General features: G+C 72.8%; 11 protein-coding genes and 1 riboswitch. Of the genes, 6 read left to right on the forward strand and 5 right to left on the reverse strand.

Features of this window, described 5'->3' with window-relative positions; translation table 11 throughout:
* Positions 1-47 precede the first annotated feature (47 nt).
* The 5 genes from ACFW01_RS05965 to sbnA are packed head-to-tail and all read left to right on the forward strand — an operon-like array spanning position 48 to position 8,226.
* Positions 48-2,573, forward strand: a complete 2,526-nt coding sequence (locus tag ACFW01_RS05965) for a Pls/PosA family non-ribosomal peptide synthetase (protein ID WP_234958843.1) — start codon at positions 48-50, stop codon at positions 2,571-2,573.
* Positions 2,573-5,050 carry a non-ribosomal peptide synthetase gene (locus ACFW01_RS05970; protein WP_234958848.1) on the forward strand — a complete coding sequence of 826 codons (2,478 nt, stop codon included), beginning with the start codon at positions 2,573-2,575 and terminating at the stop codon, positions 5,048-5,050. The genes ACFW01_RS05965 and ACFW01_RS05970 overlap by 1 nt, the downstream gene beginning before the upstream one ends.
* 25 nt (positions 5,051-5,075) lie before the next feature.
* The gene (locus ACFW01_RS05975; RefSeq protein WP_234958850.1) at positions 5,076-6,107 is read left to right on the forward strand and encodes a TauD/TfdA family dioxygenase; all 1,032 of its coding nucleotides are present in this window, start codon (positions 5,076-5,078) and stop codon (positions 6,105-6,107) included.
* Positions 6,104-7,174, forward strand: a complete 1,071-nt coding sequence (gene sbnB, locus ACFW01_RS05980) for a 2,3-diaminopropionate biosynthesis protein SbnB (RefSeq protein WP_234958853.1) — start codon at positions 6,104-6,106, stop codon at positions 7,172-7,174. The genes ACFW01_RS05975 and sbnB overlap by 4 nt, the downstream gene beginning before the upstream one ends.
* 41 nt (positions 7,175-7,215) lie before the next feature.
* Positions 7,216-8,226, forward strand: a complete 1,011-nt coding sequence (gene sbnA, locus ACFW01_RS05985; protein WP_234958857.1) for a 2,3-diaminopropionate biosynthesis protein SbnA — start codon at positions 7,216-7,218, stop codon at positions 8,224-8,226.
* Here sbnA and ACFW01_RS05990 read toward each other — a convergent pair.
* Together ACFW01_RS05990 and sigK are read right to left on the reverse strand one after the other, a co-directional pair.
* Positions 8,207-8,983, reverse strand: a complete 777-nt coding sequence (locus tag ACFW01_RS05990) for an anti-sigma factor (protein WP_234958860.1) — start codon at positions 8,981-8,983, stop codon at positions 8,207-8,209. The two genes, sbnA and ACFW01_RS05990, sit on opposite strands and share 20 nt — an antisense overlap.
* Positions 8,980-9,567, reverse strand: coding sequence for an ECF RNA polymerase sigma factor SigK (sigK, locus tag ACFW01_RS05995; protein ID WP_234958868.1), 588 nt, complete (start codon positions 9,565-9,567; stop codon positions 8,980-8,982). The genes ACFW01_RS05990 and sigK overlap by 4 nt, the downstream gene beginning before the upstream one ends.
* A 314-nt stretch (positions 9,568-9,881) precedes the next feature.
* Between sigK and ACFW01_RS06000 the strand changes: the two genes are divergently transcribed.
* Positions 9,882-10,295, forward strand: a complete 414-nt coding sequence (locus ACFW01_RS06000; RefSeq protein ID WP_234958869.1) for a DUF4190 domain-containing protein — start codon at positions 9,882-9,884, stop codon at positions 10,293-10,295.
* Between the two features lie 30 nt (positions 10,296-10,325).
* On the opposite strand, the gene ACFW01_RS06005 is transcribed toward ACFW01_RS06000, so the two are convergent.
* From ACFW01_RS06005 to ACFW01_RS06015, 3 genes are read right to left on the reverse strand one after another with little or no spacing between them, the layout of a single operon-like run.
* Positions 10,326-11,138 (reverse strand): ABC transporter ATP-binding protein, encoded by an 813-nt coding sequence (locus ACFW01_RS06005; RefSeq protein WP_234958872.1) that lies wholly within the window; start codon positions 11,136-11,138, stop codon positions 10,326-10,328.
* A complete protein-coding gene (locus tag ACFW01_RS06010; protein ID WP_384502483.1) occupies positions 11,135-12,244 on the reverse strand; it encodes a FecCD family ABC transporter permease in 1,110 nt (369 codons plus the stop codon). The genes ACFW01_RS06005 and ACFW01_RS06010 overlap by 4 nt, the downstream gene beginning before the upstream one ends.
* Positions 12,241-13,266 carry an ABC transporter substrate-binding protein gene (locus tag ACFW01_RS06015; RefSeq protein ID WP_384502574.1) on the reverse strand — a complete coding sequence of 342 codons (1,026 nt, stop codon included), beginning with the start codon at positions 13,264-13,266 and terminating at the stop codon, positions 12,241-12,243. The genes ACFW01_RS06010 and ACFW01_RS06015 overlap by 4 nt, the downstream gene beginning before the upstream one ends.
* Before the next feature lie 37 nt (positions 13,267-13,303).
* Positions 13,304-13,484: riboswitch (cobalamin riboswitch) on the reverse strand.
* Positions 13,485-13,599: the final 115 nt, after the last annotated feature.

Genomic DNA, 13,599 nt, shown 5'->3' on the forward strand with positions numbered 1-13,599 from the left:
GCAAGACGTCCGACAGGCAGGACGCGACAGCGGCCCAGGGAGCCCTCATGACGGGACAGCGGCTAGAGGTGCGGGGGACAGCCCCCGACCACCTTCCCGGAGAGTCCGCGGATTCCTCGGCCGACCACACGCAGGAGACGTTCGCCAGGCTGCTCGCCGACGTGGTCCACGTGGAGCAGGTGCACCCCGACAGTCACTTCTTCAACGACCTCGGCGCCGACTCCCTGGTGATGGCACACTTCTGCGCCCGGGTCAGGAAGCGGCCGGACCTGCCGTCCGTGTCGATGCGCGACATCTACCGGCATCCGAGCGTCGGCGCCCTGGCCGCGGCGCTCGCGCACCCGCCGACGCCGGCTCCCGAGCCGGCGGGGACCGTGTGCGAGGCGCCGGTGGCACAGCAGCCGCCACCGGCCGGCCGGCCCCACCGCGTGCTCTGCGGCGTACTCCAAGTCCTGAGCTACTTCGGCTACGCGGGGCTCCTCGCGGTCGTCACCGCCCTGGGCTACGACTGGATCTCCGCCGGAAGCGGCCTGCTCGACACCTACCTGAGGTCCGTCGCGTTCGGCGCCGTGCTCCTCGTCGTCCTGTCCGCCCTCCCGGTGCTCGCGAAGTGGCTGCTCGTCGGCCGGTGGACGCCTACCCGGTTCCGGGTCTGGAGCCTCGTCTACGTCCGCTTCTGGCTGGTCAAGACGCTGATCAGGGCGAGCCCTCTCGCCCTGTTCGCCGGCACCCCGCTGTACCCCCTGTACCTGAGGGCGCTGGGCGCGCGTGTCGGCCGGGGAGTGACGTTCCTGTCGCGCGGCCTGCCCGTGTGCACCGATCTGCTGACGATCGGCGCCGGCACGGTCGTCCGCAAGGACTCGCTGCTCAGCTGCTACCGCGCCACCGACGGAGTGATCGAGACGGGTCCCGTCGCCCTCGGCCCCGACGCGGTCGTCGGTGAGGCGACCGTGCTGGACATCGGCACCTCACTCGGGCGCGGCTCCCAGCTGGGCCACGCCTCCTCGCTCCACACCGGCCAGGCCGTCCCGGACGGCGAGCGCTGGTACGGGTCGCCCGCGCAGCCCGGCGGACCGGACTTCCGCCGGGTGGAGCCCGCCCGCTGCGGCACGGCACGGCGGGCCGGCTACGGAACCGTCCTCCTCCTGACGGCGCTGCTGGTCTACCTGCCGGTCGCGGTGGGGCTGGTCGACGTACTGGGCTCCCGCGTCCTGGAGGGTGCCTCGGTGCCGGGCCAGGGACCGGTGACACCGGTCAACTGGGTGTTCTACGCCGACCTGCTGGTGGTCACGTCCGCGGCCTTCTTCGGTGCCGTGCTCCTCGCGATCCTGGTCGTGGGGACCGTCCCGCGTCTGGTGAGCCGATGGGTCGTCCCCGGCCGGACGTACCCGCTCTACGGCCTGCACCACGGCCTGCACCGGGCGACGGCCCTGATCAGCAACCGGAAGTCACTCACCCGGCTCTTCGGCGACAGCACGAGCATCGTGCACTACCTGCGCTGGACCGGGTACGACCTGTGCCGGATCGAGCAGACCGGCTCGAACTTCGGCACCCAGGTCAAGCACGAGAGCCCCTTCGTCAGCGTGGTCGGCACCGGCACCATGGTCGCCGACGGCCTCTCGCTGATGAACGCCGAGTACTCCGGGTCCTCGTTCCGGCTGAGGCGGACCGCCGTCGGCGCGCACAACTTCCTCGGCAACCGGATCGCCTACCCGCCGGACGGCAGGACCGGTGACAACTGCCTCCTGGCGACCAAGGTGAACATCCCCCTCGACGGGCCGCTGCGGCACGACGTCGGCCTGCTCGGCTCCCCCTCCTTCGAGATCCCGCGTTCGGTGCCGCGGGACGCCACCTTCGACGAGCTGAAGGAGGGCGACGGGCTGCGGCGCCGTCTGGCGGCCAAGAACCGCCACAACGCGGCGACGATGGCCTGTCACCTGTTCACGGGCTGGCTGTTCTTCTTCTGCGTCAGCCTGCTCTACGCCTCGGCGGCGAGCCTGTACCCGCAGTGGGGCACGGTGGTCATCGCGCTGGCCAACGCCGTCCTGCTGCCCTTCGCCCTCCTGTACTTCGTCCTGGTGGAACGGGCCGTCATCGCCCTGCACCCCCCTGGACCGCTGTTCTGCTCGATCTACGACCCCCGGTTCTGGCTGCGGGAACGCTACTGGAAGATCCCCTCGGAGACGTACTTCCGGATCCTCAACGGCACACCGTTCAAGAGCGTCCTGTGGCGGATGCTCGGCGTCCGGGTCGGCGCCCGGGTCTTCGACGACGGCTGCAGCCTGACCGAGCGCCAGATGGTCACCATCGGCGACGACTGCACCCTCAACGCCGGCAGCGTCGTGCAGTGCCACTCGCAGGAGGACGGCACCTTCAAGTCGGACCGCAGCGCGATCGGCTCCGGCTGCACCCTCGGCGTCGGCGCCTTCGTGCACTACGGCGTGACGGTCGGCGACGGGGCGGAACTGGCGGCGGACGTGTTCCTGATGAAGGGCGAGACCGTGCCCGCCCGCGCCCACTGGACGGGCAATCCGGCCCGCCCCGTGTCCCACGGCGACGGAGGCGCATCGTGATGACGACCGCGACGACCGCGACGACCGAACGGCACACCCCCTTCCCCGAGGCACCGGCCGACACCGGTGGAACGGCCCTGCCGCGCTGGACGCGCACGCCCGTGCCCGGCACGGCCGAGCACACCGTCCCCCTCCCCGGCGCCCTGACGGCGGCCCTGCACCGGCGGGCCGGTGAACTCGGCGTACCGCTCACCGCGATCGTGCTGGCCGCGCATGCCAAGGTGCTGTCGCTGCTCTCCGGCGACCGCACCGTCCGTGGCGGACACCGGACGTCCGGCTCCGGACCGCTGCCCTGGGCACTGACGATCCGCCCCGGCACCTGGGGCGACCTCGTCCACGCGGCCCGGCGGGCGACGCCGACGCCCACCACCCGCCCGACGCCCTCGCCCGGCTTCGAGGCCGTTCTCGACCCGGCCGGCGACGCGTCCACGGACCTCCCCGACGGCACCGTCCTCACCGTCACGGCGGGGGAGCGGGACGGCGGGCGCGTGCTGCGCCTGCGGTACCGCACCGACGCGCTGGACGCGGAGTGCGCCGCCCGGATCGGCGGCTACCATCTGGCCGCCCTCGAACAGATCGCCGCCGACCCCGGCACCCCGCACGACCGGCGGACCCTGCTCTCCCCGGACGAGATCCGCCGCCAGCTCGACGGACTCGCCGGACCGCGCAGGGAGCTGCCCGACCGCCGCGTCCACGAACTGTTCGAGGAGCGCGTCCGGATCCACCCCGAGGCCGTCGCCGTCGTACACCGGGACCGGCACTGGACGTACCGGGAGCTGGACACCCGCGCCAACCGGCTGGCACGCGCCCTGCTCGCGGAGGGGGTGCGCCCCGAGGACGTGGTCGCGGTGGCGACCGAGCGCGACCTGAACTGGGCCGCCGCCGTCCTCGCCGTCCTCAAGGCCGGCGCCGCCTACCTGCCCGTCGACCCCCACTACCCGCCCGACCGCGTCACCACCCTGCTCGGCCGCGCCGGCTGCCACCTCGTCCTCACCGAACCGGACAGCACGGCCAACCTGGACCGGGCCCTCACCGCCCTGCCCCGAACCCGCGCCCTGCTCGTCCCGGACGTCATCGAACGGCCCGCCGACGGGACCGCCCCCGGCCTGCGCGTGCCGGCCGACGGGCTCGCCTACGTCTTCTTCACGTCGGGCTCCACCGGGGAACCCAAGGGCGCGATGTGCGAGCACGCGGGCCTGCTCAACCATCTCCAGGCCAAGATCCACGACCTCGGCATCGGCGAGGGCACGGTGGTGGCGCAGACGGCGTCGCAGTGCTTCGACATCTCCCTGTGGCAACTGCTGGCCGGTCTGCTGACCGGCGGACGCACCCTGCTGATCGGCCAGGACGCGATCCTGGACGCCGACCGCTTCCTCGACACGGTCACCGAGGGCCGGGTCGGCGTCCTCCAGCTCGTCCCCTCCTACCTCGACGTCGTCCTGAGCGCGCTGGAACACCACCCCCGCGACCTGCCCGACCTTCGGTGCGTGTCGGTCACCGGCGAGGAGCTGAAGGGCGGACTCGTCCGGCGGTGGTTCGACTCCGGGCCCGGTGTCCGCCTGGTCAACGCCTACGGACTGACCGAGACGTCGGACGACACCAACCACGAGGTGATGGACGAGCCGCCCGCCACCGGCCGGACCCCGCTGGGCCGCCCCGTCCAGAACGTGCGCGTCTACGTCGTCGACGACCACCTCGACCCCGTCCCGCTCGGAGCCCCGGGCACCATCGCCTTCTCCGGCGTGTGCGTCGGCCGCGGCTACGTCAACGACCCGGAGCGCACCCGCGCCGCCTACCTGCCCGATCCGCACCGGCGGGGTGAACGCCTCTACCTGGGCGGCGACATCGGCCGCTGGCGGCCCGACGGCAAGCTGGAGTTCCTCGGCCGTACGGACGCGCAGGTGAAGATCCGCGGATTCCGCGTCGAACCCGGCGAGGTGGAGAACGCGCTGCTGGGGGTCGCCGGGGTCCGGGACTGCGCCGTCGTCGTGACCGGCGCCGAGGGGCACGGCCGGCAACTGGCCGCCTTCTGCACGGGCGACCGGCGCGTGTCCGTGGGCGAACTGCGCGAGCGGCTCGCGAGCCTGCTGCCCGCGTACCTGGTCCCGGCCTCCTTCCACCTGATGGAGAGCCTGCCGCTCACCCCCAACGGCAAGACCGACCGCAAGGCGCTGGCCGCACTCGCCGGGGAACCCGGCGCCCCCGGCCACGACGACCGGACCCCGCGCACACCCACCGAGGAACGGCTGGCGTCGGCCTGGGCGAACGTGCTCGGCCTGCCACCCGACCGGATCGGCCGGGGCGACGACTTCTTCGCGCTCGGCGGCACCTCCCTGTCCGCGGTGCGGCTCGCCGTCGCCCTCGACCGGGCGATCTCCCTGCGCGACCTCACCAGCCACCCGGCACTCGCCGATCTGGCCCGCCTGCTCGACACCCGGACCGGCGCGGGATCCGCCGCGCCGGCGGCCGGGACCTGAAGAGACACCTCCGAAGGAGGAACCCATGCTGTCCGCACTGTTCCGCAAGCACCCGGCCGCCCCGGCGCAGGCCCCGCCCACCGGGATCACCCCGGTGCCGGACAGCGACGCACCGCCGGTCCTGGAGGCCCCGGGCTCCGCCGACCCCGCGGCCTGGGTGGCCGAGCACCGGGACACCCTGCGCGGCCTCGTCGCCGAGCACGGCGCGCTCACCGTCCGCGGTCTCGGCCTGCGCGACCCGGCCGGTGCCGGGGCGGTCCTCGACGGGCTGGCAGCCCGTCCGATGACCGAACGGGAGGGCTTCGCCGCCCGCGACCGCCACGCGGAGGGCGTCTACTCGTCGTCCGCATGGCCGCAGAACCAGCCGATGTGCATGCACCACGAGATGAGCTACGCGATCCGCTGCCCCGGACTCCTGCTGTTCGCCTGCCTCCGGCCGCCCACCGCGGGCGGCGCCACCGCCGTGGCCGACTCGGCCGCCGTACTGCGGTCGCTGCCCGCCGAGGTGGCCGACCGGTTCGAGCGCGAGGGCTGGATACTCACCCGGGCCTACCACGACGAGATCGGCACCTCGCCCGAGCAGTCCTTCGGCACCGACGACCGCGCCGGGGTCGAGGCGTACTGCCGCGCCCACGCCATCGACTGGTCCTGGCAGCCGGACGGTTCGCTGCGCACCCGGCAGCACCGCGGCGCCGTGGTCCGCCACCCGGTCTCCGGTCTGCGCTGCTGGTTCAACCAGATCGCGTTCCTCAACGAGTGGACCATGGCCCCCGAGGTCCGGGAGTTCCTCGTGGAGGAGTACGGGTCCGGCGGACTCCCCTTCAACACCCTGTACGGCAACGGCGACCCGGTGTCCCCGGACGTCGTGGAGCAGATCAACAAGACCTACGAGGCGCACACGGTACGCCGGCCCTGGCAGGCCGGGGACCTGATGATCGTGGACAACATCCGCACCGCGCACAGCCGGGAGGCGTACGAGGGACCGCGCGAGGTGCTGGTCGCGATGGGCGACCCCGTACCGCCGCACGCTCAAGGATCCGAAGGGACAGCGACATGACCACCGTACGACCCGGCACAGCCGCGACCGCGCTCGCGGACACACCGTCCGTGCCGCCCTTCGCCGTCATCCCCGGAAGCCAGGTCCAGGAGGCCCTGCGGGGACAGGAGAAGGCCGTGGTGGACGTCGTGGAGGAGACCTACCGCCTGCACGGCGCCGGCCGCACCGTCAACCCGCCGTCCTCCTTCCTCCGTTTCACCGACCGGCCCACCGCACGGATCATCGCACTGCCCGCCTCCCTGGGCGGCGACCACGGCGTCGACGGCATCAAGTGGATTTCGAGCTTCCCCACCAACGTCCCCTCCGGTTTCCCCCGGGCGTCGGCCGTCCTCGTGCTCAACGACCACGACACCGGTTACCCCTTGGCCTGCCTGGAGAGCTCCATCATCAGCGCCTCCCGGACCGCCGCGTCCGCCGCGTCCGCCGCCGACCGGCTGAGCCGGGGGCGAGTCCGCCCCGCCCGGGTGGGCTATGTCGGAGCGGGCCTGATCGCCCGGTACATCCACACGTACCTCGCGGCCACCGGCTGGTCGTTCGACGCCGTCGGCGTGCACGACGTGTCGGCCGAGAGCGCCGCCGGCTTCCGGACCTACCTGGAGCAGTCCGGCGCCGCCGGCCGGGTCACGGTCCACCGCGGCGCCGAGGAACTGGTCCGCAACAGCGACCTGATCGTCTTCGCCACCGTCGCCGACCGGCCGCACATCGACGAGCCGTCCTGGTTCCGCCACAACCCGGTGGTGCTCCACGTGTCCCTGCGCGACCTGGCCCCCCAGGTGCTCCTGTCCGCCACCAACGTCGTCGACGACATCGACCACTGCCTCCGGGCCTCGACCTCGCCCCACCTGACCGAACGTCTCACCGGCAGCCGCGCCTTCCTGCACGGCACGCTCGACGACGTGCTGGCCGGCCGGGTCACCGTGCCGGCCGACCGGCCGGTGGTCTTCTCGCCGTTCGGCCTCGGCGTGCTCGACCTGGCCGTAGGCAAGTTCGTCTACGACGAGGTGGCGCGGGCCGGGCGGCTGCGGATCATCGACGACTTCTTCCACGAACTGAGGCGGCACGGCTGAGGCCGTCCCGCCGACCACCGGACACATCCGAGGAGAGCATCGTGCCAGTCATCACCACCCCCCAGTCCTTCAACGAGGAAGACCTCTACGTCGACCTCGCCCCGATGCTCGGGCACCGGCTCTTCCTCAAGTGCGAAGGCTTCAATTTCGCCGGCTCCATCAAGCTGAAGGCGGCCAGCGAGATGGTGGAGTCCGCCGAACGCAGCGGAACACTCTCCCCGGACTCCGTCCTGGTGGAGTCCTCCTCCGGCAATCTCGGCGTGGCGCTGAGCATGATCGCGGCGAGCAAGGGATACCGGTTCGTCTGCGTGACGGACTCCCGATGCAACCTGACCACCCGGCTGATGATGGAAGCCCTGGGCAGCCAGGTGCACGTCGTCTCCGACGAGCACGCCACCGGGGGCCTGCTGGGCGCCCGGCTGGCCCATGTGCGCGCCCTGTGCGCCTCGGACGCACACTATGTCTGGCTGAGTCAGTACACCAACGCCGACAACTGGCGGGCCCACTACTTCCGGACCGCCCCCGCCATCGCCCGCCGGTTCCCGCGTCTGGACGTGCTCTTCATCGGCGTCGGGACCACCGGCACCCTCATGGGATGCGCCCGCTGGTTCCGCTCCTGGCACCGGCCGGTGCGGATCGTCGCCGTGGACAGCGTCGGCTCCGCCATCTTCGGGGACCCGCCGGGCCGCCGGATGATCCCGGGCCTGGGCATGAGCACCCGGCCGCCGCTCCTCGACGAGGCGTACGTGGACGAGGCGGTGCGCGTCGACGAGGTCGACACCATACGCACCTGCCGGAGTCTGGCGCGGCGCGGTTTCCTCTTCGGCGGTTCCACCGGCACCGTGGTCAGCGGCGCGGCGAGCTGGCTCGCCCGGCACGGGACGCCCGGCATGACCCCCGTGGCCATCGCACCGGACCTCGGTGAGCGCTATCTCGACACCGTCTACCAGAGCAACTGGGTACAGGCCCTCTACGGCGGCGACGCCCTCGACCCGGAACAGACGTCCTCGCGCGTCACGCAGGTCACGCGGGTCACGCGGGGAGGGCGATGACGCCGAGAGGCTTGGTGGTGGGCTGCGGTGAGCCGCCGGCGGGTTCCACCGTGATACCGACCGCGGTCGCCTTGCTGAGCGGCCCCTCCATCACGTGCGCCACGTCCCCGCCCGTGCCGGGCAGCAGACCGGCGGGCCAGTGCTCGTCCCCCCGTCCGTACCAGAGTTCGTAGACCTGGTCGCCGCTGAGCGGCGGGAGACCGGCCGCGATGAACGCGGCCTCGCCCTCGCTGCGCGAGGTCACCACGCTCGCTGTCGCGCCGTCCGACAGTGTCGTGGTGCTGATCGTGGCGTCGGAAGCGGCCAGCACACCGGCGAGCGCCTCGGCGCCGGCCTCGGCCTCGCGGATCTGCTCCCGGGCCGTGTCCGCTTCCGAATGCTGCCACCAGGCGATCCCGCCGAGGGCCGCGGCCGCCGCGACGGACGCCGCGAGGGCGAACGCCAGCGCACGTTGCCCCCTGCGTCGGCGGCGCGCCGCCAGAGCCGCGGCCTGTTCCAGGTCACGGTCGGGGGCGACGTCGCGCTCCTGAGGTACGGTCCCGATCTGCGCGAGCACCCGCCGCCGCACCTCCGGGGAGGGCGCGCGGAGCTGCCCCGCGGCCAGCAGTGCCGCCGTCGCCGCCAGGGCGTCGGCCTCCTCCCGGCAGGCCGCACAGCTCGCCAGGTGGTGCTCGAAGGCGGCCTCCTCGTCGGGAGGCAGGGCGTGCAGCGTGTAGGCACCGACGTCGAGATGCGGGTCGCCGCTGCCCACGGTCATGATCCCGTCTCCACACACTCGCGCAGGCGCCGCAGCCCCTCACGCATCCGTGACTTGATGGTGCCCGCGGGGGCGGCGAGGGAATCGGCCACCTCCGCGTAGGTCAGCCCCTCGTAGTAGGCCAGCACCAGGGGCAGCCGCAGCTTCCGGGACAGCTCCGCCAGACAGCGGAAGACCGTGCGGTGCTCCTCCCGCTCCTCGACCTCCTCGGCGACGGCGTCGAAGGGCCGGTCGAGTTCCGCGGAGCCGGTGCGCAGCTCGCGGGCCCGGCCCGCGACCACGGACCGCACCCGGTCCACGGCCCGCCGGTGCGCGAGGGTCAGCACCCAGTTCCGGGCGGCCCCCCGTTCCGGGCGGAACCGGCCGGCGGTACGCCACACCTCCACCATCACGTCCTGGGTCACCTCCTCCGCCTGCGCCTCGTCTCTCAGCACCCGGAAGACCAGTCCCATCACCGACGGCGCCAGGGCGTCATAGACCCCGGCGAACGCCTGTTCGTCGCCGGTGGCGGCACGGGTGAGCAACTCGTCCACCCGGTTCTCACCGGATGACCTTCCCGCGCCCGTTTCGGCTCCGTCGTCCATTCCCGCTCCTCCGTGCTCTGCTCGACACTGGGGCATCCCAGCGGGGAGCGCACGCGGTCGGGAGCCGTCCGCCTGACGCGTTCACCTCCTTGCGGGACGACGGGAGACGTGAAGGGCGCACAACCCTCACTCATGGTTCGTAGCCGCCGCCCCCTTGGATGCCGATCGACCAAGGCGGCCGGAGCCCGGCCGCCGCTCCGTGCATCCGGGGCGCCGGCGCCGGATCCGGCCGCCCGAGGCATCCGACGTCGACATCGGGGCATCCGGCACGTACGGCAACTCAACCGGTCGGAAACAGAGATGAGAGTGACGACGTGTCGTTTCCCGAACACCCCGCATCCTCCGGCGACGCCCACCAGACGCACCACGACGCCGGCATGAGACGCTCCAACGGCATGGCGGTCGCCGCCCTCGTCCTCGGCATCCTGGCCGTCCTGCTCTTCTGGACCGTCATCGGCGGTGCCCTGCTCGGCCTGCTGGCCCTGATCTTCGGCATCATCGGCGCGCGCCGGGCACGCGGCGGACGGGCGCCGCGCCGTGGGATGTCCATCGTCGGCGCCGTACTCGGCGCGCTCGGTCTGATCGCCTCCGTGGTGATCATCGCGATCGGCGCGTCCATCCTCAACTCGGACGAGTTCAAGGACTTCGACGACTGCGTCCAGCACGCCGATTCACAGAGCGAACGGGACGCCTGCGCCGACGACTTCGAGCGCGACGTGAACAACTGACGCGGCCCGCTCGCGACGAGGCCGGCCGCGTCAGCGCGGCCGCGGTGCCAGGAGGTCGCCCGGACGCTCGCCGGGCACGAACGTCACCTGGGGGGCGCCCGTACGCGGATGCACGCTCACCTCTCCCACGACCCCGTACACGTCGGCCAGCAGCGACGGCGTGAGCACCTCGGCCGGCGGGCCCGAGGCCACGACCTCCCCCTCGCGCAGGACGTGGAGGCGGTCGCAGTAGTACGCGGCCAGGTTGAGGTCGTGCAGGGCGACCAGCACGGTCGCCGGCAGCCGCCGCAGCACGCCGAGGACGTCCAGCTGATGGCGGATGTCGAGGTGGTTGGTCGGCTCGTCGAGGACCAGCAGGGCGGGCCGCTGGGCGAGAGCGCGGGCGATGAGGACCCGCTGGCGTTCGCCGCCGGAGAGCCGGTCGAAGGGGCGGTCGGCCAGCCGGCCGGCGTCCACCGCGGCGAGGGCGTCGTCGATGATGGCGGCGTCCTCCGCCGTGTCGCCGGCCAGCATCCGCTTGTGCGGCGTGCGGCCCATGGCCACGACCTCGCGGACGGCGAGGTCGAAGTCCGCGGCCGAGTCCTGCACCACGGCCGCCACCGTGCGCGCGAGTCGCCGCGCGGGCATCGACCAGGTGTCGGCGCCGTCGACGCGGACCGTGCCGGTGTCCGGGCGCAGGACGCGGTAGACGGCCCTCAGCAGGCTGGACTTGCCGCTGCCGTTGGGACCGACCAGGCCGATCACCTCGCCGGCCGAAGCGGTCAGCGAGACGTCGCGCACCAGGTGGTGTGCTCCGGCGGTGAGGGTGACGCCCTCGACGGACAGGTCGGTCGCGGCGCTCATGCTCCTCCTCGGTCGGTGCCGCGCCGGGCGTCCCGGCGCATCAGCCACAGGAAGAACGGCCCGCCGCACAGCGCGGTGAGCACGCCGACCGGAATCTCCATGGGCGCGGCGACGGTGCGTGCGGCGATGTCGGCCCAGATCAGGAAGACCGCTCCGGCGAGCGCGGCCGTGGGCAGCACCCTGCGGTGGTCGCCGCCGACGAACAGCCGTACCACGTGCGGGAGGATCAGGCCGACGAAGCCGATCGGGCCGGACGCCGCGACGAGTACGCCGGTGACCAGGGACAGCAGCACGAACATGCGGGCCCGGAAGCGGGCGACGTCCAGGCCCATCGTGGTCGCCGCCTCCTCGCCGGCCAGCAGCAGGTTGAGGTTGCGGGCCTGCACCAGGAGCACGCCGATGCCCAGCAGCACGGCCAGTCCCGGCAGCCACAGGGTCTCCCAGTTGACGCCGCCGAGACCGCCCAGGGTCCAGGCGAGCACCGCCCGGGCCTCGTTGCCGCGGTCGGTGGTGAGCAGCAGCAGGTCGAGGACAGCCGTGAGCACCGCCGCGATCGCCACCCCCGACAGGACCAGGCGCGTCGAGGTGATGCGCCCGCCGGTGCGGGCGGTGGCGTACACGATCGCCAGGGCGCCGAGGGCACCGGCGAACGCGGCGGCGGACAGCGACAGGGGACCGAGGAAGCCGACGCCGAAGACGATGACCGAGACCGCGCCGAGGGAGGCGCCGGAGGAGACGCCGAGCAGGTACGGCTCGGCGAGCGGGTTGCGGACCAGCGCCTGAAGGGCGGTGCCCACCACCGCGAGACCCGCACCGGTCACCGCTCCCAGCAGGACGCGCGGCGCCCGTACGTCGAGGACGATGGTCTCCCGCGCGCGGGACCAGTCCGGTTGGGTGAAGTCGGCGCCCAGGGCGTGCGTCACGATGCCCCAGACCTGGCCGGGCGGCACCTGGACCGAGCCGATGGCCAGGCCCGCCGTCGCGGAGGCCACCAGCAGGGCCGCCAGCGCGAGTGACGTCCCCGCCATCGTCGCACGCCCCGCCCGGCGCGACCGGGCGGCCGACGGGTCCGGTTCGGCTACCGCCTTGGTGGCGGTGCCGGTCACCGGAAGCTCTCGGGGTGCAGTCCGCGGGCGAGGTCACCGACCGCGTACGCCGACCGGATGCCGACCAGGGTCGCGGTCAGCGGCAGGACGACGAACCGCTTGTTCTTGACGGCGGGGACGTCGGCGAGGGCCGGCTGGGAGAGCAGGAACTTCTTCTTCTGCTCGACGCTGCCGGCTCCGGCGTAGTCGTAGATCGCGATGACCTCGGGCCTGCGCTCGACGACCTGTTCCCAGGAGACGTCGCCGAACACCTCGTCGAGGTCGCCGAAGACGTTCTCGCCGCCGGCCAGCCGGATCAGGTCGGTGCCCAGGCCCTTGCCGCCCGCGGTGAAGGCGCTCTTGTCGCCGCTGTCGTAGACGAAGACCGGCACCTCCGGTTCGCCCTTCACGGCGGCGGACGCCTTGGTGACACGGCTCTGCAGGTCGGCGATCAGCTTGTCGGCCCGGTCGGGGACACCGAAGATGCTCGCCACCGTACGGATCTCGGCGTAGGTGTCCTTCATCGTCACCTGCTTCTCGCCGCAGTACTCGCGGTTGAGGTAGGTGTCGATGCCGGCGTCGGCGAACGCCTTGCGGGAGCGGCCCTCGTTCTCGTCGAAGGCGCTGCCGTAGCCGCCGTAGACGAGGTCGGGCTCGGTGTCGAGGATCTTCTCGAACGACGGTTCCCGCTCGGCGAGTTCCGGTATCGCCTCGTAGTCCTCCTTCAGCTCCGGCAGGACGGCCGAGTCGGGGAAGGCGGTGCCGACCATGCGGTCCTTCAGACCGAGGGCGAGCATCAGCTCCGCGGGGTGCTGATGGATGGTGACCACCCGGGACGGCGGCTCGTCGTACGTCGTCTTCACGCCGCAGTTGTCGATGGTGACGGGGAAGCCCGCGGGGGACGACGCCGATGCCGAACCGTCCTGGCCGGCGTCGTCGGCGCCGCCGGACGAGCCGCACCCGGCGGTCACCAGGGCCGCCGACAGGGCGAGCGCCGCGGCCGTGCCGCGCAGGCTCCGGCGGCGTCGGGCAGGGGAGAACAGGGCTGACACGTAAGCCTCCTGGGGAGTCCGCGCTCCTCGGATCGGGCCCGCGACAGGCCAGTGTCCTGACTCCCGGGGCCGATCGCCCCCGGCTGCCCGCCCGGTGGGCGCGGGGCAGGCCGAGGGCGTGACGCCCGGTCACAGTGGCGGGACCGTGCCGGATTCGCACCGGCTTCCTGTCTCCCGTCGCGGCTATGACCTGGCGATATTACGTTCCTTTGGGCCGGGCGCAAAGCGCGGGTGGTCAGCGGGCACGCGGTGCCCGTACACGGAGCGAGGCCCCGCTGACAGCTGCCGGGACGGGATGCGAGGATGCCCGGAGCAATTGGGCGA

The organism is Streptomyces sp. NPDC058985, assembly GCF_042740985.1.
Lineage (GTDB): Bacteria > Actinomycetota > Actinomycetes > Streptomycetales > Streptomycetaceae > Streptomyces.

Bases quoted from the DNA above. Each gene is read 5' to 3' on its own strand.
- ACFW01_RS06005 (WP_234958872.1), bottom strand. From the start codon at position 11,138: ATGAGCGCCGCGACCGACCTGTCCGTCGAGGGCGTCACCCTCACCGCC.
- sbnB (WP_234958853.1), top strand. From the start codon at position 6,104: ATGACCACCGTACGACCCGGCACAGCCGCGACCGCGCTCGCGGACACA.
- ACFW01_RS05965 (WP_234958843.1), top strand. From the start codon at position 48: ATGACGGGACAGCGGCTAGAGGTGCGGGGGACAGCCCCCGACCACCTT.
- ACFW01_RS05975 (WP_234958850.1), top strand. From the start codon at position 5,076: ATGCTGTCCGCACTGTTCCGCAAGCACCCGGCCGCCCCGGCGCAGGCC.
- ACFW01_RS05970 (WP_234958848.1), top strand. From the start codon at position 2,573: ATGACGACCGCGACGACCGCGACGACCGAACGGCACACCCCCTTCCCC.
- sigK (WP_234958868.1), bottom strand. From the start codon at position 9,567: ATGGACGACGGAGCCGAAACGGGCGCGGGAAGGTCATCCGGTGAGAAC.
- ACFW01_RS05990 (WP_234958860.1), bottom strand. From the start codon at position 8,983: ATGACCGTGGGCAGCGGCGACCCGCATCTCGACGTCGGTGCCTACACG.